The 24,444-nt window shown below is 32.9% G+C and carries 23 protein-coding genes and 2 tRNA genes; 11 read left to right on the top strand and 14 right to left on the bottom strand.

Annotated features, from left to right (window positions below; translation table 11 throughout):
• Positions 1 to 2 precede the first annotated feature (2 nt).
• Together IE051_RS06860 and IE051_RS06855 are read right to left on the bottom strand one after the other, a co-directional pair.
• Positions 3 to 560, bottom strand: coding sequence for a YeeE/YedE family protein (locus IE051_RS06860; RefSeq protein WP_189360052.1), 558 nt, complete (start codon positions 558 to 560; stop codon positions 3 to 5).
• Between the two features lie 212 nt (positions 561 to 772).
• Entirely contained in the window at positions 773 to 1,402 is a 630-nt protein-coding gene (locus IE051_RS06855; RefSeq protein ID WP_189360051.1) for a Crp/Fnr family transcriptional regulator, read from the bottom strand.
• A 370-nt stretch (positions 1,403 to 1,772) separates the two neighbouring features.
• Here IE051_RS06855 and IE051_RS06850 point away from each other — a divergent pair.
• Positions 1,773 to 1,846 (top strand) — tRNA-Arg (locus IE051_RS06850).
• Between the two features lie 80 nt (positions 1,847 to 1,926).
• Here IE051_RS06850 and IE051_RS06845 read toward each other — a convergent pair.
• Positions 1,927 to 3,273 carry an OmpP1/FadL family transporter gene (locus IE051_RS06845; protein WP_189360050.1) on the bottom strand — a complete coding sequence of 449 codons (1,347 nt, stop codon included), beginning with the start codon at positions 3,271 to 3,273 and terminating at the stop codon, positions 1,927 to 1,929.
• 271 nt (positions 3,274 to 3,544) lie between these two features.
• Here IE051_RS06845 and sqr point away from each other — a divergent pair, with 271 nt between their 5' ends.
• Genes sqr through IE051_RS06830 form a run of 3 tightly spaced genes read left to right on the top strand, consistent with a single transcriptional unit; the run spans position 3,545 to position 5,632 of the window.
• On the top strand, positions 3,545 to 4,792 hold the full coding sequence (gene sqr, locus IE051_RS06840) for a type III sulfide quinone reductase, selenoprotein subtype (protein ID WP_189360049.1): 1,248 nt from the start codon (positions 3,545 to 3,547) through the stop codon (positions 4,790 to 4,792).
• A 25-nt stretch (positions 4,793 to 4,817) separates the two neighbouring features.
• Positions 4,818 to 5,126: a TusE/DsrC/DsvC family sulfur relay protein gene (locus IE051_RS06835; protein ID WP_189360048.1), complete on the top strand. Its 309-nt coding sequence runs from the start codon at positions 4,818 to 4,820 to the stop codon at positions 5,124 to 5,126.
• A gap of 32 nt (positions 5,127 to 5,158) precedes the next feature.
• The gene (locus tag IE051_RS06830; RefSeq protein ID WP_189360047.1) at positions 5,159 to 5,632 is read left to right on the top strand and encodes a DsrE/DsrF/DrsH-like family protein; all 474 of its coding nucleotides are present in this window, start codon (positions 5,159 to 5,161) and stop codon (positions 5,630 to 5,632) included.
• Between the two features lie 72 nt (positions 5,633 to 5,704).
• Here IE051_RS06830 and IE051_RS06825 read toward each other — a convergent pair whose 3' ends face one another.
• The 5 genes from IE051_RS06825 to IE051_RS06805 form a co-directional block, all read right to left on the bottom strand.
• Positions 5,705 to 5,893, bottom strand: a complete 189-nt coding sequence (locus tag IE051_RS06825; protein ID WP_189360046.1) for a YgaP family membrane protein — start codon at positions 5,891 to 5,893, stop codon at positions 5,705 to 5,707.
• A gap of 10 nt (positions 5,894 to 5,903) precedes the next feature.
• Positions 5,904 to 6,209, bottom strand: a complete 306-nt coding sequence (locus tag IE051_RS06820) for a hypothetical protein (protein ID WP_189360045.1) — start codon at positions 6,207 to 6,209, stop codon at positions 5,904 to 5,906.
• Complete coding sequence (locus tag IE051_RS06815) at positions 6,209 to 9,403, bottom strand: efflux RND transporter permease subunit (RefSeq protein ID WP_189360044.1); 3,195 nt, start codon at positions 9,401 to 9,403, stop codon at positions 6,209 to 6,211. Before IE051_RS06815 ends, IE051_RS06820 begins: the two co-directional genes overlap by 1 nt.
• A 147-nt stretch (positions 9,404 to 9,550) precedes the next feature.
• On the bottom strand, positions 9,551 to 10,636 hold the full coding sequence (locus IE051_RS06810; protein ID WP_189360043.1) for an efflux RND transporter periplasmic adaptor subunit: 1,086 nt from the start codon (positions 10,634 to 10,636) through the stop codon (positions 9,551 to 9,553).
• Positions 10,637 to 10,678: 42 nt separating this feature from the next.
• Entirely contained in the window at positions 10,679 to 11,989 is a 1,311-nt protein-coding gene (locus IE051_RS06805; protein ID WP_189360042.1) for a TolC family protein, read from the bottom strand.
• Positions 11,990 to 12,734: 745 nt separating this feature from the next.
• On the opposite strand from IE051_RS06805, the gene IE051_RS06800 reads away from it, so the two are divergent.
• Positions 12,735 to 12,808: transfer RNA gene (locus IE051_RS06800), tRNA-Arg, on the top strand.
• A gap of 811 nt (positions 12,809 to 13,619) precedes the next feature.
• On the opposite strand, the gene IE051_RS06795 is transcribed toward IE051_RS06800, so the two are convergent.
• Complete coding sequence (locus IE051_RS06795) at positions 13,620 to 15,443, bottom strand: DUF5060 domain-containing protein (RefSeq protein WP_189360041.1); 1,824 nt, start codon at positions 15,441 to 15,443, stop codon at positions 13,620 to 13,622.
• Between the two features lie 229 nt (positions 15,444 to 15,672).
• Here IE051_RS06795 and IE051_RS06790 point away from each other — a divergent pair, with 229 nt between their 5' ends.
• Positions 15,673 to 16,209 (top strand): hypothetical protein, encoded by a 537-nt coding sequence (locus IE051_RS06790; protein WP_189360040.1) that lies wholly within the window; start codon positions 15,673 to 15,675, stop codon positions 16,207 to 16,209.
• Between the two features lie 56 nt (positions 16,210 to 16,265).
• On the opposite strand, the gene IE051_RS06785 is transcribed toward IE051_RS06790, so the two are convergent.
• Positions 16,266 to 16,418, bottom strand: a complete 153-nt coding sequence (locus tag IE051_RS06785; protein WP_189360039.1) for an SsrA-binding protein — start codon at positions 16,416 to 16,418, stop codon at positions 16,266 to 16,268.
• 136 nt (positions 16,419 to 16,554) lie between these two features.
• Complete coding sequence (locus IE051_RS06780; protein WP_189360038.1) at positions 16,555 to 17,898, bottom strand: SPFH domain-containing protein; 1,344 nt, start codon at positions 17,896 to 17,898, stop codon at positions 16,555 to 16,557.
• Between the two features lie 698 nt (positions 17,899 to 18,596).
• Here IE051_RS06780 and IE051_RS06775 point away from each other — a divergent pair.
• The 4 genes from IE051_RS06775 (at position 18,597) to IE051_RS06765 (ending at position 21,551) form a co-directional block, all read left to right on the top strand.
• Entirely contained in the window at positions 18,597 to 19,541 is a 945-nt protein-coding gene (locus tag IE051_RS06775; RefSeq protein ID WP_189360037.1) for a calcium/sodium antiporter, read from the top strand.
• Entirely contained in the window at positions 19,541 to 19,666 is a 126-nt protein-coding gene (locus IE051_RS18675) for a hypothetical protein (RefSeq protein WP_262891387.1), read from the top strand. The genes IE051_RS06775 and IE051_RS18675 overlap by 1 nt, the downstream gene beginning before the upstream one ends.
• Positions 19,667 to 19,777: 111 nt before the next feature.
• A complete protein-coding gene (locus IE051_RS06770; RefSeq protein WP_189360036.1) occupies positions 19,778 to 20,914 on the top strand; it encodes a helix-turn-helix domain-containing protein in 1,137 nt (378 codons plus the stop codon).
• Between the two features lie 124 nt (positions 20,915 to 21,038).
• Positions 21,039 to 21,551, top strand: a complete 513-nt coding sequence (locus IE051_RS06765; protein ID WP_189360035.1) for a hypothetical protein — start codon at positions 21,039 to 21,041, stop codon at positions 21,549 to 21,551.
• A 345-nt stretch (positions 21,552 to 21,896) separates the two neighbouring features.
• Here IE051_RS06765 and IE051_RS06760 read toward each other — a convergent pair whose 3' ends face one another.
• The 3 genes from IE051_RS06760 to IE051_RS06750 are packed head-to-tail and all read right to left on the bottom strand — an operon-like array spanning position 21,897 to position 23,416.
• Positions 21,897 to 22,208 carry a hypothetical protein gene (locus IE051_RS06760; RefSeq protein WP_189360034.1) on the bottom strand — a complete coding sequence of 104 codons (312 nt, stop codon included), beginning with the start codon at positions 22,206 to 22,208 and terminating at the stop codon, positions 21,897 to 21,899.
• Between the two features lie 21 nt (positions 22,209 to 22,229).
• Entirely contained in the window at positions 22,230 to 23,195 is a 966-nt protein-coding gene (locus tag IE051_RS06755) for a sodium-dependent bicarbonate transport family permease (RefSeq protein ID WP_189360033.1), read from the bottom strand.
• A 23-nt stretch (positions 23,196 to 23,218) separates the two neighbouring features.
• Positions 23,219 to 23,416, bottom strand: a complete 198-nt coding sequence (locus tag IE051_RS06750; protein WP_189360032.1) for a hypothetical protein — start codon at positions 23,414 to 23,416, stop codon at positions 23,219 to 23,221.
• An 82-nt stretch (positions 23,417 to 23,498) separates the two neighbouring features.
• Here IE051_RS06750 and IE051_RS06745 point away from each other — a divergent pair, with 82 nt between their 5' ends.
• Positions 23,499 to 24,425, top strand: a complete 927-nt coding sequence (locus IE051_RS06745) for a LysR family transcriptional regulator (RefSeq protein WP_189360031.1) — start codon at positions 23,499 to 23,501, stop codon at positions 24,423 to 24,425.
• Positions 24,426 to 24,444 lie beyond the last annotated feature (19 nt).

Below are 24,444 nucleotides of genomic sequence, written 5' to 3'. Positions count from 1 at the left end.
ACTTAAAATAATAAGGGTAAAATAAAATTAGTCATTATTAGTCCACCAATAAAGAATCCAATAACGGCTATTAGAGAAGGTTTTTGTAAACTGCTTAAACCTGTAATCGCGTGCCCAGAAGTGCATCCATCTGCGTATCGCGTTCCAAAACCAACGAGCAAGCCGCCAATAACTAAAAGTAGAACTCCCTTTGGGGTTGTCAAAATATCTAAACCAAATATTTCATTGGGCACCAATGTAGATCCAGGATTTTCAAACCCCATAGTTTTTAGTTCAGCAGCGGTTTTTGGGTTTAAGTCTGTCCCACTATTATTTGATAAATATTGAACCGCTATATACCCCCCGATTATGGCTCCTAAAACAACCGTTAAATTCCAAGCTTGATCTCTCCAATTAAATTTAAAAAAATTAGATATTTTTCCGGCGCCGCCTATTGCACATAATGTTCTTAAATTAGAAGACATACCAAAGGTCTTTCCAAAATAGAGTAAAAGCGCCATGACTAGGGCTATTAATGGGCCCGAAACATACCACGGCCAAGGGTTTAAAAGAGATTCCATTTTTTTTTTTTTTTTTGCAAAATTATAATATTCAGTCTATTGTATTTGTGATAAATGTTACTTAAAGGTCTAATGACTTGATGTTTAGTTGAATATATTACTATGGTGAAAAATGTATGCACCTCGTACTAAGCAATAAACTTGCCTTTATAACTTTTAATTCGGATCAAGATATATAACTAAAGTCTCCTTACATTATCTGACTAGAAAAACTAAAAAACTTCAATCTTATTTCTACTAAGTTTAATTTTATTTTTGTTTTCTAATTGTTTTAGAAGTCTTGAAATAACTACCCGAGAGGTATGTAAATCAATAGCAATGTCTTGATGTTTAACAATAATGATTTTGGAGTTGTGAAGTATAGTTTTATTATAAAGATATTTGTAAAGCCTTTCATCCATTTTCATAAATGCTAAGTTGTCAATGGTTTCCAGCATTTCATCAAATCGCGTTTGATAAGCTTCCAAAATAAAATTTCTCCAACTATCATTGTTATTAAACCATTTTTGCATGTTTTCTACGGGAATCATTACAAGGCTAGAATCTTCTTCTGCCACAGCTCTTATTTTACTTTTTGTTGTGCCTAAACAACAGGTTAGAGACATGGTACAGGTTTCCCCAGCTTCTAAAAAATAAATAAGCAATTCATTACCTTCATTATCTTCTCTGAGAATTTTGATATGACCGGTAAGTAATAAAGGTATATGTTGAAGTGGTTGATTGATGTCAATAATTATATCATCTTTTTTAAATGTTTTAAATGTGCCAATTTCAAAAATTTCTTTGATAAGCTTCTCATCTAAAATATGATTGTATTTTTCTTGTAATAACTGTTTTGTCATAGCTTCAAAAATAATGATTTTCTACCTGAATCAATTCTTCATGGAAGATAAAAGATTAAAACATGTTATAATTTGTTAGGAAAAGCTAATATTATTCATTTAGGCTATCCTGAAAATCATCAATTAGGCTAAGTTTTAACATGGTTTATTATCTCTATTGGAAGTTTGTATAGATTTTGTAGTTTGAAAGCGCTTTCGCTTTGTAAAACGACACTATTATGCGGGATATTTTACTCTTTTCTATATCATAATAATACTTCATGAAAATATATGAATTATAAATAGAGGTGTTGCGAGGTTAATATTTTTTTTTCGACATAAATATTTGCTTGTATTTTAATAAAAAATGTATATTTGCACCCGCATTAAAGGCCTCGTGGCGCAACTGAATAGCGCACTTGATTACGGCTCAAGAGGTTACAGGTTTGAATCCTGTCGAGGTCACAATATTTAAAAAGCTTCCATTGTAATGGAAGCTTTTTTGTTTTTATTATGTCAAATATTTATTCGGGTTACTCTTTTCTTTAATCAGTTGGCTTATTAAATGTGTAACTAACTCCAAGCATAATCATTGAAGTTGTCATATCATAAGAAATTGAAGACCCTGCTATTTTTCCCAAGGGATTTGAAGGTGATACTGCAAAAGGGCTTAACATTTGTCCTTTTGTGGCATCTCCGCTATCTCCATAATGGTAAACTCCATCAATTTTCCAATTACTATTAACTTCGTAACTTAATCCAAATTGAAAGGCATTTTTAATAACAGCAGTAGCAGGAACATTGAAGAATGTAACATCCTCAGGTATTGGATTTGAACTATAAGTATAACCAATACGTAGAGGTAATTTACTAATACCTTTATACTGTAAACCTGCTGATAGAATAGAAATATTTTGCCATCCAAATCCTGAAACAGATCCTGTTTGTGTCCATCCTGTTTTTGAGAATCCTTCGGTGTTTTCATAATCTACTCTCCTAAAATCAAGAGCCAAATCAACATCACTGACTGAATAACCAAGACCAAATGATAAGATGGCAGGATAATCCATTTGGAATTTACTAGTTGCCATAGAATTATCTAAATAAGTATTATCAAATTCAAATTCTTGAAATTTTTGTGTTGTTTTATAGGAGGCTCCCAGCTTAAGGCCAAAGCCGGAATCATAGAATAAGCCGAACTGTGCGCCGTAGCCAATTGCTGATGCTTTGTTAGTAGCAGAGTAGCCAGCTGTCATTGAAGGGTTTGCTGTTGGATTTGGCATGAGTTGTAAGGCGGCATAGTTTATATTGGGCTGAACACCTATTGAAAATTTATCGGTTATTTCATAAGCATAACTTAAGCTTACTTGCAGTAGCATATAGTCTGATTCTATATGACCAAATCCTCCAGCATTTTGCGGGAAATTTATTGGATTTGAACTTTGATTAGGGTTGTAGTTTGGATTAGGGTTGCCTAAAATATCTTGAGGATAATTGGAATCTTCAGGAAATGTTACTCCAAAACCACTAATGCCAAAGGCAGAAGCTCCAAAGGTATGTTTACTTCCTTCTTTAGCCCAAACATAAGCTATATTAGGCATAATTGATGTTCCTCTATCGTCCATAGTAGTTCCAGATAACGGCCCAAATGAAGAGCTTAATTCTGGAGATGATGAAAACAAACCAACATCCAGTTTTATAGTTTGATAATCAAAAGAAGAAATTGAAGCTGGGTTCCATTGTAACGCTCCAGAGATATCCAATGGTTGTGCGGTTGCTGCTCCTCCCATTGACATGTTTATAGCGCCTACACCTTGCATAATATGACCAGCTTGCGAGAAGGCAAAGGTCGAGAACAATAGTAATACATAGTTAAATAAATTAGTTTTCATAATTAAAGTATTTAAGAGTATTCTGTTAGTATTTGAACAAAATACTGAGTTGGAAAATTTATATTCAAAGCTACTCGGTGGACATAATTGTAACTATGATTTTTATCATAATTCACAGGTTTGTTTTTAAACTTTGTTTTGTGTAAACCCTTGTGTAACCTTTGTTACACAAGGGTTTACATGATTTTTGTCATAGTTTAAACTTCATGTTAGGTTTAATTTAGCATCATACTTAAATGTGTGTTTTGGGTAAACATTAAACTCTAAAAAAATGAAAAATTTAATAATATTAGGAGCAGGTACATCTGGAACAATGATGTCCAATCACTTAGTGTCTAAACTTTCAAATAAGGAATGGAAAATTACCATAGTTGATCAATATAAAACACATTACTATCAACCAGGTTTTTTGTTTTTACCTTTTGATACTTACACTGAAAATCAAGTTAAAAAAGAAGGGAAGAAATTTGTACCTAAAGGGGTGAATTATATTCAGAAAGAAATAAAACAAATTTTTCCCGAAACTAATAAAGTTGAATTAGAAGACGAAACCTTGAGTTATGATATTTTAATCGTAGCTACAGGATCTAAAATTGCACCAGACGAAACCGATGGTTTATTAGGGCCGTTATGGCAAAAAGATATTTTTGATTTTTATACTTATGAGGGAGCTTTGGCTTTACGTAATAAATTACGCGATTGGCAAGGTGGTAAATTAGTAGTTCATATTACTGAAATGCCAATTAAATGTCCAGTTGCACCTTTAGAATTTGCCTTTTTGGCCGACTCTTATTTTAAGAAAAAAGGCATGCGAGACAAGGTGGATATTACTTATGTAACCCCTTTAGATGGCGCCTTTACAAAACCAACATGTACGAAAGCCTTAAATTACTTATTGAAGGAAAAGCAAATTAACATAGAGACTGATTTTGCTGTCATGGAGGTTGATAATGAAAAGAAAGCCATTGTAGATTACGTAGACAGGGAAATTCCTTTTGATTTATTAGTAACAGTACCTACAAATATGGGTGATGAAGTAATAGAACGATCTGGTTTAGGCGATGATTTAAATTTTATTCCAACACATAAACATACCTTACAATCTATAGCTCATGATAACATTTTTGTTATTGGAGATGCAACCAATGTGCCCGCATCTAAAGCTGGATCTGTAGCGCACTTTCAGGCAGAAACCCTAACGGATAATATTATTTTATATACCAAAGGTTATAAGCTGAAAGAAGAGTTTGATGGTCATGCTAATTGTTTCATTGAAACGGGTAATAATAAGGCACTTTTAATAGATTTTAATTATAAACAAGAACCAGTGCATGGTACATTTCCATTTGCAAAAATTGGACCGCTTAAGTTATTAAAAGAAAGTGTTTTTAACCATTGGGGAAAATTAGCATTTAGGTGGATATATTGGAATATGTTGTTAAAAGGTATTCCCATTCCATTTGTTGGTAGAAATATGAGTTTTAAAGGAAAAATATTCGATATAAAAGCAGATAAATAACAGAAATTAGTAAAAATTAGAAATCATGAAAAAAGTAATAGCAAATAAAGAAGTAGATGTTAATGAAGAAGGATACCTAGTTGATTTTAAACAATGGGATCGAGAAGTTTGTGAATGTATCGCTGGGGAGTGCAATGTTGTAATGACCGAAAAGCATTGGGAAGTTGTTGAGTATCTTCAGGATAAACATCTTAAAGAAGAACCTCTGTCAATTAGAGGGATTAAAAAAAGCGGTGTAATAAACATAAAAGAATTTTATGCACTGTTTCCTGGAGGACCATTAAAGAAATCAACCTTAATAGCTGGTATTCCAAAACCAAAAAGTTGTATTTAAAATAAAATTGGACTTAATAAAATTATAAGATTATGGGAACTAAAGTTAAAAAAATGCTTTTTATTTTATCAAAAGCAACCATTGAAAATGCTTATGCGGCTTTTGTAATGGCAAACGGGGCAAGAATGGAAGGCATTGAATCTGAAATATTTTTCACCTTCTTTGGTCTAGAAGCGATTCAGAAGAAAAAATTAGAACATTTAAAAGTAGCTACTGTAGGTAACCCAGGAATGCATATTCCTACTATGCTTGGGGGTTTGCCAGGTATGGAAGCCTTGGCAACCAAAATGATGAAAAAAGAAATGGAAAAACTTGATATGCCCCCTATAGGAGAGTTTTTAGAAATTTTAACAGATTCTGGATGTAAACTTTGGGCATGTAAACTAGCCGTTGATATGTTTCATTTAAAAGAGGAAGACCTTATTGATGATTTAGATGGTATATTAACTATAGGAGATTTTTATAGTAGAGCCGATCAAGAAGGGTGTCAATTACTTTTCATCTAATACAATTTGTAAATACCATTAAAACGCATCCAAAACGCTTTTTAAATAAGGGTTTTGGATGCGTTTATTTTTTTAGTTATTTATTTTAAAAACCCTTTCTAATATAGTGTCCATTAAACACCATTTTGTAATGGAAGATTGCAATAAATTTGCGCCTACAAACGCCGTAAACCACAACCAATTTATATTAATATAAATAGCTAGCAAGAGACTAATTAATACAAAGGTTCCTGCAACGGCTCTAACAATTCTGTTTTTCATAATTATAAGTTTAAATATAGTTTTCTATCGGTATAACGACTGCTTTTAATGGGTTATTTGTAATTAACGTGCTGTTAAATTCTTTAATCAATTGGAACAGGGTATCTATGTTTTGATCTTTGGTAAAAGAGAAAAATAGCCTGGATTCATTACTTCCTTTTATAGATGAAAACCAATTAGAAGCCATTAATGTTGAAGTGGTGTTTTTATGACCATCAATATCTGAGCTACTAAAATTTTCAATATTTGCTTCTTTGAAAAGTTTCAAAACATCTTTTTGAAACGCTTCTACTGATGTTACCATGACTAATTTCATTATTTATAGTTTTTACGTTCAATCATATAATATACTAGCGGTACAACCAATAGGGTTAATATTGTTGATACTATGGTGCCACCCATTAAAGAAATAGCGAGTCCTTGGAAAATAGGGTCAAAAAGAATAACAAAAGCACCAATAACCACAGTTCCTGCGGTTAATAAAATAGGAGTAGTACGCACGGCTCCAGCTTCAATAGCTGCTTGTTTTAATGGAATTCCTTCAGCTAAACGTAAATTGATAAAATCAATTAATAAAACTGAATTTCGCACCATAATTCCAGCTAAGGCAATCATGCCTATAAATGATGTGGCTGTAAAAAAAGCATCCATCATCCAGTGCCCCAAAATAATGCCTATTAATGATAATGGGATAGCCACCATCATTACAATTGGCGCTTTAAAATTTTGAAACCAACCAACTATTAAAATATAAATCAAGATAATGGCACCTAAAAAGGCTATACCTAAATCTCTAAATACTTCTAAAGTAATTTGCCATTCACCATCCCATTTTACCGTATAGTCATCTTCAAAATCAGGTTGTCCTAAATACATTTCGTTAATCTTATAGCCTTTTGGTAGCTGAATTTGTTTTAATTTTTCTTCCATGCCTAAAATAGCATATGCAGGGCTTTCTAGTTGTCCAGCCATATCAGCCATTACATAAACAACGCGCTTTTGGTTTTTTCTGTAAATACTTTTGGCTTTAGTGCCTTGCTTAATATCTACTAAATCTGCAATAGGAATCAGATGACCTTGTTTAGATTTTACTTTTAACTGTGAAATATCATTAATTGTAGATTTTTCTTTTTCATCTAAAGCAAGCACTAAACCAACTTGATTCAATGCATTTTCATCGTACAAATTTGTTATGGCTTTGTTAGACAATGCCATATTCATGGTATAAACAATTTGCTGTGGAGCAACACCATATAGCATGGCCTTTTCTTTATTAATATTAAATTGATATTCAATCTGATCAGCTTCAACCATCCAATCAATGTCTACAACATCAGCGGTGTTTTTTAAAATGCTTTGAACTTGGTTAGCAATCTCAATTTGCTTGTCATAGTTAGGACCATAAATTTCTGCAACAATGGTGGATAAAACAGGGGGGCCAGGAGGTACCTCTACCAGTTTTACATTGGCATTGTATTTTGATGCTATTCTTTGAATCTCAGGGCGCAATAACTTTGCGATGTCATGGCTTTGGGCTTTACGTTCACTTTTATCTATTAAATTTACTTGAATATCAGCCATATTACTACCTCCGCGTAAATCATAATGACGTACCAAACCATTAAATGTTATAGGAGCAGAAGTCCCTATATAATTTTGATAATTTATGACTTCAGGTCTAGTGGTTAAATATTGAGAGATTTCTTGTGCAACAACTGCCGTGCGCTCAAGTGTTGTGCCTTCTGGCATATCAATGACTACTTGGAATTCATTCTTATTATCAAAAGGCAACATTTTAACAGCTACTGATTTAGTAAAAAACAATACCATGGTTCCAATTAATAGCATAAATGTACCACCTAGGAATAGCCAGCGCTTAGATTTATTTTCAATTAAGGGGCGTTCAAATTTGTTATATACCCTATAAATGAAAGTGTCTTCTATGGGTTTTTCAATCTTTTCAATTTTGTTCTTTTTCTCCTTCTCCTTTAAGAAAATATAGCCTAAATATGGCGTAATTGTTAGAGCTACAAATAGGGATAAAATCATAGCGATAGATGCTCCAATGGGCATTGGCGCCATATATGGTCCCATTAACCCAGAAACAAAAGCCATGGGTAAAACTGAGGCTATAACCGTAAATGTTGCTAAAATGGTTGGGTTTCCAACTTCATTAATGGCATACAATGCAGCTTGTTTAAAGGGTAGGCGCTTCATTTTAAAATGCCTATGCATATTCTCAGCAATGATAATAGAGTCGTCTACAACAATTCCAGTAACAAATACCAAGGCAAAAAGTGTAATTCTGTTAAGCGTATAATCTAGCATATAATAGCTTAGTAGGGTAAGGGCGAAAGTGATAGGGACAGATAAAAACACCACTAAACCACCGCGCCAACCCATGGCAAGCATAACCACAAATGTTACGGCAATAATAGACCCTATAAGGTGCAATAGTAATTCTGATACTTTATGTGAGGCCGTTTCACCGTAGTTCCGAGTAACTTCTACATGGACATCGTTAGGAATTAAAGTTTTACGTAAGTTTTCAACTTTATCAATAATTACATCTGCAATTTTCATAGCATCGGCACCCTTTCTTTTGGCTACAGAGATAGTAACTGCAGGGTATTCTGATCTATATTTAGATGCCTTTTCACTGCCTTGACCAAAACCTAAACTCACGTAATTTTGAGGTATTTCTGGTCCATCAATTATGCTCGCTACTTGTTTTAAATAGATGGGTTGGTTTTGTTGTACACCAATAACCAAATTTTCTACATCCGTTACTGTTGCTAGAAAAGTTCCTGTTTTAACAAGAAATTCGGTGTCATTCTTGTTAAAACTGCCCGAATTCAATTGTGCATTATTGGCATTTATCATTTCAGAAACAGACAATAAATCTAAACCACTTGCAGCTAACTTATCTTTATCAATAACAACGCGTAGCTGTCGGTTTCTACCACCAATTTTATGTGTAATGGCAACGTCGTGCACGGTTTTAATTTCATGCTCTAATTCTTGGGCTATTTGGCTTAATTGATAATCATCATAATTTTCACTCCAAAGGGTGAGACCAAGCATAGGTACATCATCAATAGCACGTGTTTTAACTAATGGAAATGTTACCCCTTTTGGCATATGGTCCATATGCTTGTTTATCTCATTATATAATTTTACAAATGACCGCTCAATATCTTCGCCTACATAAAACTGAACGATAACCATGCCTTGTTCTTCCATGGCCGTAGAGTACACATATTCAACACCTTTTATGTTTGAAATGAGTTGCTCTAAAGGTTTAAGAACTCTAGACTCTACTTCGGTAGGGCTGGCACCAGGATATCCTACAAAAATATCTGCCATAGGCACGTCAATTTGAGGTTCTTCCTCACGCGGAATTAAAAACGAACTGTACACGCCAATAACCATGAATACTACCATTAAAAGTACTGTAAGCTTAGAGCCTATAAATACTTTGGCTATTTTTCCAGCAAGACCTTCTTTCATTGTTTTAATTTATTTGAGCGTTTAGACAGGTTATTCGTTGCCATCTTTTTTAAACATATTTGGAGTTTAAAAAGGATTTTTACTACTTTCCTTAACGCGATACTGATTAGTTATATGTTTAAACTTTGTCGAATTAGATTTCTAGTTCTATTTTTCTGCTGTTGAAGATGGCTTTACCTTAGCTCCGTTAAATAGTTTTCCATCCGCTGACAGTATGTATGCTTCTCCGTTTTTTAATCCCGATAAAACTTCAACTTGATTGCCAAGTCTTCTACCTAAACGTAACCAGCGCAATATGGCAGTATTATTTTCATTTATTGTATATAAACCAGATAACTGACCATTTTCAATAATAGCTTCATAAGGAATTAGAACCAAATCTGATTTAGATTTCCTTTGAACAGGAAACTGCACCGTGGCAAACATTCCTGATAGGATGTTAATGTCAGTTTTAACTAAAACTATTTTTACTAAATATTGCCCGCCTGTATGTTTAGCAGAACCACTTATTTCGCTAATTATACCTTTTAAAGTTTTATTTATGGAGTTAACTATAACAGTTACTTCACTTCCTTTTGTGATTTCTGAAATCTCAGTTTCTGGAACCATAGCGATAACTTCAAAATTATTAGGATTTTCTAAACTTATTAGGGGTGCACCAGGGTTTGCCATATTACCGGCTTCAATATGTTTGCCTGTTATTACACCATTAAAAGGAGCTGTAATATTGGAATATGCAAACTGGGCTTCAATTTCATTTTTCATTTGATAAGCACCTTCTAAACGTGCTTTTGCCATTTCAAAATGAGCGGTCATGTCATCCATTTCTTTTTGAGATGCGCTCTCTTCTGAAAAAAGATTTTTAAAACGTATAAAGTCTTTTTCAGCGATATTGAAAGCAGCGGTGGCCTCTGAAATATTTGCGTTTACTTGGGCTTGTTTGGCTTGTAAATCAGCATTATTAATAGAAATCAACAACTGTCCTTTTTTTACTGTATCGCCTACATTAACATGTACCTTGTTAACATAACCCATTATTCTAGTACTAAGATCTGCACTCATAACGGATTTTATTTTTCCACTAACTGATAAAAATGGACTGTTAGTTTGGTTATTAACATGACTAATTTTAACGTTAATATATGGTGCATTTTCATTAATGTTTTTTTTGTAATCACTGTTACAGCTCAAAAAGATTAGTGATAAAGTCAGTATATAGATATGTTTTTTCATGGTCTTTAATTTTATTTTAAGAGTTTTAAATAGGGCGTTTTGTTAATCCTTAGTTAAAAACTGTAGATATGCTAATGCATAATTATATTCAAAAATGGTTTGATAATGTTCTAATTGTTTTTGAGAATATTGTGTTTCTGATTGCAATAAATCTGAAGTTTTTTCTAATCCTTCTTTAAATCTGTTTGTTCTAATTCTCAAGGATTCCTCTGATTGTTCAAGAGCAAGTGAAGTTAAGCTTAGTTTGTTTTGTAAATCCATTAAAGAACGCTTTGCTTTGTTTAATTCTAAATTGCTTTGAGATATGTATTGTTCATATTCAAGTTTTGATTTTTCAAATTCAGCTTTACTTTTCTGTGCTTTTCCAAATCGTTTCGACCCTTGAAATATATCCCAACTAAGTTGGGCTCCAAAAGTGTATCCGCTGGCGCCACCTTGAAAAATTTTATCATCATGTAATTCATAGCTTCCGAAGGCATTTAAACTTGGTAAAAATGCCATGTTATCAGCTTTATGCATTGACTCATAAGCTGCTGAGGCGAGTTGCATGGCTTTAATATCTGAACGGTTTTCTGAGATTAACTCATGCTTTACTTGAAACTTGGAAAGTTGTAAATTATCTGCGGGCCTATAAACCAAAACTTGGTTTTCATTCATTAAAAAGGATAAATAGTTTGAAGCATTTAAAATATTGCTTTTTGCAGTTTGTAACTGGTTTCTAATTTCAGACACACGCACTTCAACATTCAAGACATCTGCTCGTTGTAAATAGCCCTGTTTGAAACTGTTTTCCGCTATTTTTTTATTAGCTAGAGCAGCTGTTAAAGCATCTTCCATGACATCTACACCTTTATAAGCCAATTGGAGTTGCATATATGCTTTTTCAACTTCAAAGAACAAATAATCAGATGTTCTTTTTGTTTTTAGGGACATAGCTTCCATTTTAGATTTTGCCGCTTTACGTTGGTGAAACCCATCTATATTTAATATTGGTTGCTTAACCTCAAATACCGTAGCATAATTTTCAATCTGAGAAGGATTGTTGAGCAACGTCGGATTAAAATCATCTTGTGTTATAATTTGTTGATTTAATTTAGACCCGAATGCCATTAATGGGTTGGTAGTGCCTAATCCTGTGTGGCTGGCTGTAATTTGAGGTAAAAAAACAGCATTGGTTTGTCTGAAATCACCTCTTGCTTGATAAAAGTCCTGTTCGGAAATTTTTAATGAAGTATTGTTTTCTGATGCAAGAGATAGGACTTTTTCTTTTGTGATTAGAACTATTTCTTGTGCATTCAGGGAAATAGACCAATATAAAAATGAGATGGTAAATAAGAAAAGTGCTTTTTTCATTAATAAATTGTTTTATTAATGCAAAAGTAACTGAGTATGTAGATGGAGTTTGTAACAAAGGTTACCGATGCAAAGCAACAATTATTAAATAAAAGCTAAATAGAAATTTTCTCCTTGAGGATTTATACAGAAATTCATAATGAGCAAAGTAAAACTAAAAACAGTTATTTTTTTGCACAATTATGTTAATACGGACTACATTAATTATTATTTAATTTAGTCTGCTTAGAGTAAAGTTTTATAAATAACTTATCACCGTTATGGTTTCTCATGGCGGTTAAAACATGGAGAAATGATGATTCCCTTAAACGGTGGTTTTGTTTATTGTAAGTTTAGTAACGACTAATCTCATTATAAAAACACTAGGACTGTTGATTTGGGAACTTGATCCTAATTTATTGAGATATTACCGAATGGATATTTAAGAATGTATCAGAAGGAATAAATCATATTCTAGGAGTTGTTAGGGTTTTAAACTCCAACGGAACTTGAAAAAAGGATTTGTATGCTTCTGTTTTTTTAACGAGATACTCATAAAGTATTTTGTTTCATAATGAGATTATTCCTAATACTTTGGGTATGGGGTTTTTATTTGAAAGCACACATTGTTTAAAGGTTTTTTAATCAGGTATTTATATTGGATAAGGATCAAGTAGCACGATTTCAGACACAGCATCTGCTACTTGTTTTGTAAACTGTAATGCGGCCAATTTAATAAAAACTGTATATTTGCAGCCACAAAAATGGCCTCGTGGCGCAACTGAATAGCGCACTTGATTACGGCTCAAGAGGTTACAGGTTTGAATCCTGTCGAGGTCACTACTGATAATAAAGCTTCCAAGAGATTGGAGGCTTTTTTGTTTTTGAAATATATACAAGACTAGCTAAAACATGGATTAATTGTTTAGGTTTATGCTAAAAAATTCACGGTTATTTCTATGTTGTTTTGGCTCCTTAAATCCTTGTAAGTTTGTGTTTTTTGGTAATCAGCTAAACGAATCTCAAAAAAGAGGTTAAAATTCTTTCAAATTACCAGATGTGAGGAATTATCTGTATTTTATAGAGAATATTGTATTTATGTGGTTTAAAATCAGTATCTTATAATTTGCTCAAAGATTATTCTCGCGTCTGGATGGTTAATAGCTTTATTTAGTTTTTTAAGGGGATAGTCTTTGAGTTTTTTTGCGGTTTTGGTAAGTAGAAAAAACAGAATTCTTGGTTTTAGATAAAAAAAAAGGGATAATTTAATCAATAGTATTTAAAAAATGATTACATTTAAAGAGCTATTAATTAAGTTCTTAAGGGAGAATTTAAGAGGTTCATGTGTTTAAATGATGCATGAACCTTTTTATTTATTCCCTATCCTAATTTTTAATAATTATTCATTTGTCACAGTTTGTTTTTCTGTTACCTTAATTATTCCATTTGAAATGATAGAAAAAGGTACTTTTAATGTGTACAATTTATTATTTGTTGGTTTACATGAAATGTGTTACGAATAAGTTCAAATTGTTATCAATGACTAGTGTTTAGATGTCTTTAAGAAGCCTAAAGCTAGCTGTATAGTTGGTTGTATGCTGCCAAAACGACTAAGCCTTTAGCCCTTAAAATAAATAGGCGTAGTTAAACCTCATTCAATTTTGTTTAAATACACAACCCAATCCATGTTTTTTTGGGAAGGAGCTTCACCTAGCGAAGGTTTACCGTTACCATTATGACTTATGGTTTTTATAGAGCCATGCTGAAGTTTACCGCCAGTTCTAGGGTTATACCATAAAACATCATAAGTACCCTTGTTGCTACCTAAGTCTAAGGTAGATTCACCGCCATTTTTAAGGAATACCACATAACTTTTCCCTGCATCGGCTAGGACAAAGTCACCATCAGATGAAATGAGAGTGTCATTAGAGTTCATATTCCAGTATTCTATATTGTTATTCTTGAAAAAATCGAGACATATTTTTCCCTGCTCCCAGAAAAGGTCACGAGATCTAAAGTCTTGACAGGTTAAATCTGAATGTGCGTGTTTATATCCAAAATACCATTCTGTTCCCCATGCGCCAGCCATCATAGCTCCCCATAATCCATTTTTACGAGCATTATCATGTTCAGGATTTTCAGAATCGGGTAATAAGGCATGTTGGGCATCACCAGGTTCATCACATGCCACTGCCCAAGTACTCCCTTCGCTATTGGCCTCGTCGAATATTCTTAATACTTGCTTATGCACATTTGCAAAATCAGCTCTATTGGTTTGCAGTGAAGCCCCTGTAAATTTACTATCAACACCATATAGGCCGGTAAACCAATTGCCATTATGAATAACGATATGATGCTTGTAGGGATCAATGGAGGATACATAATTCGCAAGGGTTAATCGTCCTTGAACATCTACCGGAAATGTTTTAGGTGGGTTTTGCCAGTCGCCAGTTTCTTCACAAAGATTCCAGTTAAGGGCTAAATGATGTCCAAAACGAGCAATAAGTTCTCTGTAATATAGTTTGGTGTAAAGTCCCGTACCACCATGATCCAGTAAACCTTGATTTTCGGCCTCTAGTGTTTTGAAATGAAGAAACATACCAAGTTTGTCGGCGTGCTCAAATAATATTTCCCACTGATCTAGTTTTGAGGTGTCAAACCGATCATAGGTATTATAATCAACATATGGAAAAACGTTTTTGTCATCTCCTTCTATATTCATAGTTATAAAAGAGAAGGCATTCATACCCTTTGAGGATAAATAATTAATAGCGCCTATAATAGCTTTTCCTTTACCATTTTTCCAACTGGGGTCATTTTTTTTCCAATCTTGTAAGTGGGCTTCCCAAGTTTTCACCAAATCGTCTTTATAACCGTCATTGTGGAAAGTGCCATCAAAATCTTCATAGGCAAGAAAATTTTCTGGAGCATCAGATCCACATTTAAGAAAGTACTCGCCGTTTTCTTCAAATTTTAAATAACGTTCTCCAACATATTGCAAACGCCCTTTTCCCCTGAAATCTCTTCCTACTTTATCAGTCTGCTCAATGTTAATTGAACCCGTCATTTGATCCATATAGTTGGCCGACTTTAATTTATTAGAAACTCTTATTGATGCCCATTTTCCTTTTACAAACTTCACGGCGTACTCCCAATGTCCAATTTCATCTGGCGCAAAATGTACTTTCCAAATATTCCCTGAGCTGGCACTTGAATTTGCGGCCCTGCCATCTGCGGCGTAATATCCGGGAATAACATAAGTTTTACCTGATTTTTTATGTGTAAATGTAACATCAAGTTTATAATTAAGAAAAGGGTTGTTTTCTGCATCTTCAGCGGTTAAAGGACCTTCAAACTCTAGGGTTACTTTATGCCATTTTTTTAATTCACCTTTTATATTCTGGGCATATAATAATTCTGACACACCTAAAATAAAGCATATTACAATAATGAGGTTGGATGTTTTTAAATTCATGAAGTTTTATAAAATATAAGTGGTTATTGATGAGTTGCTTACAAATATCTTAAAATTATTATAATACACTACTATTTTGCGAGATCTTAATGATGACCTTTTTATAGAGTTCCTGTTGTTAAGAATTTATAAAAGAACCAAGGACGAATAATTTTATATGAAATTTTATAAAGAATCACTTTGGGAATCATTGAAAACTTTAACTTTGAGTAATTATAAAAAGAAAACTATGAATACGACGTTCAAATTATTATCAAAAGTGATGGTTTTGATTCTATTGGGAAACCTAAATCTAATGGCTCAAGAAACGCGATCTGAGGAACCAGAACTAAAGAATTCATTTTTATTAAATTTTGGATACACACATATACCAGGAAGCTCAGAACTGCATTCAGAGGCTTCTGGAGATGTATTTGTGCCTGCTATAGGTTTTGATTATTCAAGAGAAATTAGTGAGCGATGGGAATTAATTTTAATGCTCGATTTTGAGTTAGGTAAATATTTAGTGCTTTCAAAAGAGCTTAATAGGGAAAATGCTTTTATGGTTCTGGGTGGTGCTTCTTATGAACTCTTCAGCTTTTTTAAGGTAATGGCAGGTCTAGGCATTGAATTAGAAAAAAACGAAAATCTATTTGTAACAAGACTTGGTGGCGAATTTATCCATGAATTAAATGGGCCATGGGGATTAATGGCCGGTGCTTATTGGGATTATAAACAAGAGTACGCAACCTATTCTTTAGTGGTGGGTGTTGGTTATCGCTTTTAGAAGACCTAAGTTAGATTTTATGGCATGTTTGTAAGGCTATATGTTTACTAAATTAACTAGTCTAGAGCATTTTTAGTAACATACCACTTCCAGCCTATAATGGCCATTTGTATTTTACTAGCTTTAGCTAAGTCCAATTGTTTTTTGCTGTAAATTGGTAGTAATACCTTATTAAGTCTAGCCAATATTTTGAATAGCTTTTTTTGCATGATTTTAAAATCTATATATCAAATTTATGGAATAATAAACAATTAAAAATAGAAACCAGAGTCTTTTAGGCTCTGGTTTCTATATAATTGATTTTTGTTTAGAATAGATAAAGCACTATTGGAGCGTATTCTTTTATTATTCTTTTACTCCATTATTCATCATTTTCTTAGCTAAATCTGCACCAATTAATGATTGTAATAAATTGCCATTACTTCCATTTGTTCCACCGTCAATATAGGTTTGAGGCAGACTTAAATCTTTAAGTTGTTGCGCCACACCAACGGTTGTTTTATAATTCCACTCCGCTTTTTCCTGAGGGGTTAAACCAGCACTTACTAATTTCGCATTTTCATAGTATTGCGCATCAGCGGCTACTTTTTTACTTTTAGCTTTGAACTGCTCGACTTCAAATTGCTTTTTTTCCTTTATTAAATTAAATCCGGCAACTTTGGCTTGAGTTTCCGCTTCAATAGTTTGTTGAATTTGAATTTTTTCTAATCGTGCTCTTTCTTTAGCTTTTTCAGACTCACCTTTGGCAACTTCTTTTTTTGCTCTATAATATTCGCGTTCTGCTTGTTGTTTTTCTAATTGAGTTTGAGCGACTTCATTTTTTTGAAGATCTAGTCTTTTATCAAATGATTCTTCCCAATCGATTCCCGTGACCTGGGCTTGATAAATCTTTAATCCGTATTGTTTCAATGTGTTCGAGTTATCTCTTATTATTTCACCACTTGAATCTCTTTTTATTCTAAACTTTTTTTGTTTACTGGATTTTCCAATTTTTATTTGTCTTACGGTTGAAGTATCTCCAACAATTTCGTTGTTATTATCAGATTCATAGTATAATTCTACTTGATACATACCATTTTCAAGTTGGTCTCTAAAGTATCTATCAAAATCAGAGGCCTGACCAGAGATATAATCTTGTGCATCCATTAATTTACAAGTGTTTTTTATTGCAGCATCTATGTTGGGTAGAACTCTTCCATATATGAGTTTAGCTTCGCTGCGATTTCTGTCGGCCATGTTAAGAAATACCGCCTCGTCATTTATGTTGACACCCACAATTACAGAGGTACTTATTTCAGCCTTAATGGCATCACTAAACTCCCATTTTTGGGCTTTTCTATTGTAAATACCTTGTCCGTTTCTTGGAAGTTCTTCCTTTGGAGCGGTAATAATATCTTTTATAGAAGTTTCATAGGACAAAGGAATAATTCTTCCCCACCATTTTAATTTTACGCCTTGTGTGGTTATCATTTTGTCTCCTCCGGTTACGTATTGTACTGCATAAGCAGTTCCGGCATCGGCGTAAAAGAACATGCCTGTAAATGCACTCATAATTAAGCCTATAATGGTGATTTGTAAACTACGTTTTTTATTAAACCAATCTATAAGTTTATTTGGTTTAAGGACAAGTTTTAAAATGAAGGATAATAGTCCAATAATAATTAATGAAATTCCGAGAATTGTTAGCATAGTCATATGTTTTTAGGTGAATAAAATTATTTGAGTAAAGTTGTACTAACCCTAAAAGGGAAATATTCTATTATGAAGTTTTCCTTGGAGTCTACTCTGAAAAGTTTAATACTTGCTTTTAGGTTTGTAAAAAATTATAAAACTCATTCTAGACGAAGTTTTACATTTTTATGGGTTAGATGAATGATATAATAAAAAGTATTACATCAATTACAAGTTTGGCAAGCGTTATCATTTTTTTCAGGTATTAAAGGTTAATAATTAGGTTGTTTATAGCACTATTTTTTTAAGATATATATTTTGCCATATGTCCGCCAAATGAATAGTATAAAATCTATGAATTTGAATGCTGATGTGTAAGTAAAAAGATGATTTGTGTTACATATGTAATGTTGTTGTCTTGATTTGTGTTTTAAAATGAAATACTAATTAGCTTTTATTGTTTTAATATGTAATAATTCAAGGGGTTTTTTTGGAGGTTGTTTTGAATCCAAGGGGATTTTTATTCATAAAATGGTGTTTTTAATAGATTTAATCTTTAAATGATGGTAAAAGCATAAATGAAAGAAGGTATTAAGTCGTGTCTTGATTTAATTAAATACTGCCTTGGTTCTAAGGCTATTTTTTAAGTTTTTAAAAATTTTCATTTTTTCACTTTTCACTTTTTTACTTTCATCTATCTTCGTAAAAAATATTTTATGAGTATTGTTTGGGTAATTCTTGGATTTATATTGTTGGTTTTAGGTGGGGAGTATTTAGTACGGTCATCGGTAGCCTTATCTTTTAAATTCAATATTTCCAAAATGATCATAGGGATGACTGTAGTTTCTTTTGCGACATCTGCTCCTGAATTGCTCGTGAGTCTTCAAGCTGCGTTTTCAGGTTCGCCAGCTATTGCTATTAATAACGTAATTGGTTCTAATATTGCCAATATAGGCCTGGTGCTAGGTATTACTGCTATGGTAGGGTCAATATTGGTTGATCAGTCATTCTATAAACTTAATTGGCCAGTAATGATGGTGTTTTCAATAGCATTGTATTATTTCCTAAAAAATGATGATGTATTATCTGTTTTAGAGGGGGGCGTTTTATTTGTTGGTCTAATAACTTTTCTATTCGTACTTATTAAGAAGGCTAAAAAGGATGTTGTTGTAGAAGAGGTAGATGATGCTTTGGCTATTGTTTCAAATTTTAAGATTGGCTTGTGGCTACTTATTGGTGCGGCCTCGCTTTATTTTGGCAGTGAGTGGCTCGTTGCGGGTTCAAAAGATATCGCAAGGGCAATAGGGGTTAGTGAGGCTGTAATTGGCGTATCTTTAATAGCAATTGGTACTAGTGTACCAGAACTAGCAGCTTCAGTTATTGCTGCGGCTAAGCAAGAAAAAGCTATTTCTTTAGGGAACTTAATAGGTAGTAATATTTTTAATATTGGTTCCGTACTTGGCTTGACAGCCTTGGTAAAGCCTATCCCCGTTACCGAGGGCAGCATACTTTCAAATGATATCTTCTGGATGTTAGCTTTTGCGGCAGTCTTAATTCCCCTAGTTCTTTTGCCAAAGAAATTAGAAATAAGTAGATGGAAAGGATTTGTTCTAGTTATTGGTTATGGTGCATTTATGTTCCTGTTATTTACTGGTAATTAATGAGCATTGAGTTTACTTTGGCATCATTAAGAACGCCTTGGTTGTATACTCAAGAGGTATCAAAACAAGTACAAAAGAAATTGTGGATTGCATATACCACATTCTTTAATGAAGTATGTATTTAGGTGATCTTGGTGGTTTAATTGTTTTTTTTGATTTAGGTGGAGGATTTTTATTTTCAGAAATAGTACTAAATTGTTGAATTTCTTATATTTAGTAAAATTTTACTGACGATTTTGACTTCAATTATCAACTTTTTTTTAATTGCAGGTGTGATACAAGGTTTTGGATTTAATCTTGTGACGACTTTTGTGAAAAAAAAATGTGATAGAGTTATAATTTTTTTAAACCTCACAGTTCTTTTTATCTCATTAAATAATCTTCAGCGGTGGTTAATAGATAATGGCTATGTTTCAGATTTGTTTGTGATACAACAATTACTAGTGCCCTGGTATGTTTTTATTTTACCTATGTTTTATGCCTTTGCAACGCACTTTGTACAAGTTCAGAATAAGGTTAGGGATTTCTTGAAATTTTCAAGACTAGTTTTCGTTATTGAAATGCTAGTTAGGTTCGCCTTAATTGCATTTGTATATTTTAATGTTCCAGATAGAAACACTTCAATAATTGAAAACTACACCATATTTGAAGAAATTTTCAATTTAGTATTTAGCATTTTTCTTTTTGTAAAGGCCTGTTTGCTAATCTTTAAAAGAGATCATTTAATTACGTACATATTGTCTTATGATGATTTAAATTGGATTAAATGGTTTATTAGAATGGGGGTAATGGTTATTGGTTTTTGGGCCATTGCTGTTGGCGTCAAAATGCTAACAGGTAATAATGATGCCTATAAGTTTTTAAATCTTAGTTCTTCTATAGTTTTATATTGGATGGGGTATCAAGGGTTCTATAAGTACAATGTTTTAAGAGATAGAATTGTTTTACGAAGTTCAATACAAACAGATAAAGTGCTTATTGGTTCTCAGAATTTAGAAGGCCGTTTTCATGCTGAGGACGATTTCTTTAATGACAAACATCAACAAGATTTTGATAAGGTAAGAGCCCATATAATTCAAGCGAAGTTATATCTCGATCCTTTATTAAGTATGGAGGTATTAGCTGCTGATTTTGGCATGAGTAAAAGTTATTTATCAAAATTAATAAATTCTTATAGTGATTATAATTTCTCTGATTTTATAAATGGATTAAGGGTCGAGCAAGCCAAGAAGTTTCTTTCTAATAGTGATTTTAAGGATTATACTATAGTAGCTATAGGATTAGAATGTGGTTTTAACTCAAAATCTACATTTTATGCCGCTTTTAAAAAATTTACTTCCGAAACTCCGTCTGCATTTAGAGGTAAATATTAAACCACAACGGCGTCCGAAATAATCGTTGGACGTCCTAAATTCTATTCACAAGATATTTTTGGATAATTAATATTTAGTTACACCATAGCTTTATGGGTAGCTATTAATTAAAAGTTCCATATATATGAAAGTTGTCGCCTTTATTTTGATGTTTTCTCTATTCCTAAATTCATATTTGAGCATGGCTCAGAAATCTGAAACTATTAAGAACATGTTTGTTAGAGTTTATGATTTGGAAGGAAATAAAATTGCTAAAGGTAGAATTGCCTTTATCAACGATAGTGTAATTGGTTTAAAGCGTTCTTCTAAAGTGTATCAAAGTTTTTTCATGAGAAATATTGGGCTAATTAAAACTAAGAAGTCGGGAGGTCATAATGTTTTTAAAGGCGCTTTAATTGGTGCTGGATTAGGCCTAGTTCATGGCCTTGCTAACCGAGAAAGTGATGATGAGGTTGGAATGCTCTCTTTTTCCTTTTCTAAATCAGATTATGTGATAATGGATGTGACAGCAGGGGCTTCATTAGGCGCTGTTGCAGGAGGAATTAGCACGATTTTTAAGAATAGTGATATATTTATTATAAACGGCGATTTGGACCAGTGGCAATTATTTAAAGCGTTTGTAATTAACGGAATCTAAAGATAAGGATGCTAATTTAGTCCAGGCTATGCTTATGTTGGTTTCCATTTAACATGTTCCTGCGACTCGATTTGGATTACTAGATATGTAATAATCCTAGTGCCAAGTGACCAATTAATTGATTAGGTGTGATTAAGTTTTTCTGTTATTCTATTGAAATTAGCATAAATAAATAGTCGGCTTTTCAAAAATAATTTGACAATTTTTTTGTTGTTTTAGAAAAGAAATCAAAATTGGTGTGTTTTTTTAAACTTATACCGAGAGGTAAGTTTTAACGGCAATAAAAGATTTAAACCCCATCATTTCATTACAATTGATGGGGTTTAATATATTAAGAAAGCGAAATTAATCAATAACGTTTATTGTAACGGTACTTTCAATTCTTAATTTTTTTCCTTTTAAATTTGCATCGGCTAAGAATGTTTTAGTGTCTTGTTTTGAATCTATAAGTTCAACTATTCTGCCGGTATCAAAGGTGCATGGGTCACTGCTATCGCCTTCGTTAATTGATAATCTTTGAATTTTATGGAAATTTATTTTTGTATCCAAAAGGCCGTTAAGAATGGTTCTAGCCTCTGATAAAGTAAATGTCCCGTCTACAAGATTAACGTGTTGCTTCAATTGTTGTTTTTCTGATTTTTTTTGTACTGTTTCCATGAGATTTTATATTTAAAGTTATTAGAAATTTTGAATAATACATAAGTAAAGTGGCATGCCTAGGGTAATATTAAAGGGGAATGTTATTGCCAATGCCATGGGGATGTAAAGACTTGGACTTGCTTTAGGGACTGCAATCTTCATGGCAGCCGGAACGGCAATATAAGATGCGCTAGCTGCTAATATGGCAAATAAAAGTCTGTTCCCTACACCTTCAATAAAAAGCCCACTGGCTAAGGCAACTAAAGTGCCATTAATAATTGGAATAATTATAGCGAATATAAGAGCGAACCAGCCCTTCTTAATTAAATCTGAAATCTTTCTACCGCTGGTTATGCCCATGTCAAGTAGAAACACGGCTAAAAATCCTTTGAAGATATCTGTAGTAAATGGTTTTATACCTTCAGCTTGTGCGTCGCTGGCCAAAAATCCTATAACTAAACTCCCAATAATTAATAGAACACTGCCGTTGAAAAGGGCGTGTTGAAGTACGTTTTTAATGGGTATATCTGAATTTCCACGACTGCCTTTTGAAATCATAATTAAAAAAAGGCCTATCATGATCGATGGGGCTTCCATTAATGCCATGACAGCTACCATATGCCCATTAAAGGGTATTTGTTCCATTTCTAAAAACGCAATTGTAGTTATAAAGGTTACTGCGCTTACTGAGCCGTAGGAGGCTGCGATAGCCCCAGCATTGTCAATGCTGAATTTTTTGCGTAATATGTAATAGGTGTATACGGGTACGGTCAAGGCTAAAAATATACCAAAGACTAAAGACCAAACTATTTCCATAGAAAAAGTACTGTGAGAAAGTTCTTGGCCGCCCTTAAAGCCTATGGCTAATAATAAGTATAGAGAGATGAATTTAGATGAGTTCTCGGGGATTTTTAAATCGCTTTTAAGTTGAACAGCTATTAACCCGAGAAAGAAAAATAGCAGGGCAGGGTTTGTAAGATTGTCAATTAGTAAATGTAAATCCATAAGAAGTTCAATTATTCTATTAGTTACAGGTTGTTGTTATGTCCATTTATTAATGCTAGGCCAATTATAGCGCCGCATAAAATAAGCTCTTCTAGAAGTAGCTTGTTGCTTTTTAGTGATAAGGAAATAAAGGTCAGATACATCGAAAAGATAAAAACAGCACTAAATGTGATTGGTATTTCATTGATTGTTTTAAGGCTGGTAAAAAGTCTTTCTTTCATGGATTTTTGTTTGATGCAAAGTTTATACATATTTTTCATTTATTTTTATTTATATTTATTATGAAATACATAAATATATATTATGAACTATACCTTGCATCAGTTGGAAGTGTTTTTAAAAGTAGCTCAATTACAAAGTGTTACTAAGGCTTCGGAAGCTCTTTATTTAACTCAGCCGGCTGTTTCAATACAGTTAAAAAAGTTTCAAGAACAATTTAAAATTCCTCTTTTTGAATTGGTTGGAAGGCGTATTTATATCACCGAATTTGGAGAAGAAGTCGTTGTGGCAGGACAAAAAATAATGGATGAAGTAAAGGCCATAGATTATAAGGCGTTATCATACCAAGGGGAACTGGCAGGAAAATTAAAAATTGCGATAGTTTCAACAGCAAAATATGTTATGCCCTTTATTATTTCGGATTTTATTAATGAAAACAGAGGCGTGGACCTCATTATGGATGTTACCAACAAGGCTGTTGTTATAAAGGCTTTAGAGAATAATGAGATTGATTTTGCGATGGTTTCTACGATACCCAATAAATTGAAAATTAACAGAATAGAGCTTATGAGAAATGAGCTATACATGGTAGGCGGAAAGCAATATAAGCATAAGGGGAAAAATTTATCAAAATCTGAATTTCAAAAGTTACCTCTTATTTATAGAGAGCAAGGTTCTGCCACACGCTTAGCCATGGAAAAATTCATAGATTCTAAAAAAATATCGACTTATAAAAAAATGGAATTAACTTCTAATGAGGCTTTAAAACAAGCAGTTATTTCGGGACTAGGCTTTTCTATTATGCCTTTAATAGGAATTAAAAATGCCATTACTATTGGCGATCTACAAATTATTCCTGTAAAAGGTTTACCAATTGTCACGAATTGGAATTTAATATGGTTAAGTTCCAAAAATATGTCGGCAATTTCTAAAGCTCTTATAGATTATGTAAATAACAATAAGGAAGCTTTAATTGCAAAGCATTTTGATTGGATGGAAAAGTATGAATAATTCCAGATGCCTATTTTAT

Source organism: Algibacter mikhailovii, assembly GCF_014651495.1.
GTDB classification, from domain to species: Bacteria; Bacteroidota; Bacteroidia; order Flavobacteriales; family Flavobacteriaceae; genus Algibacter_E; species Algibacter_E mikhailovii.
Note: the sequence above shows the minus strand (reverse complement) of the source record. Positions and strands in the feature narration are given on the sequence as shown.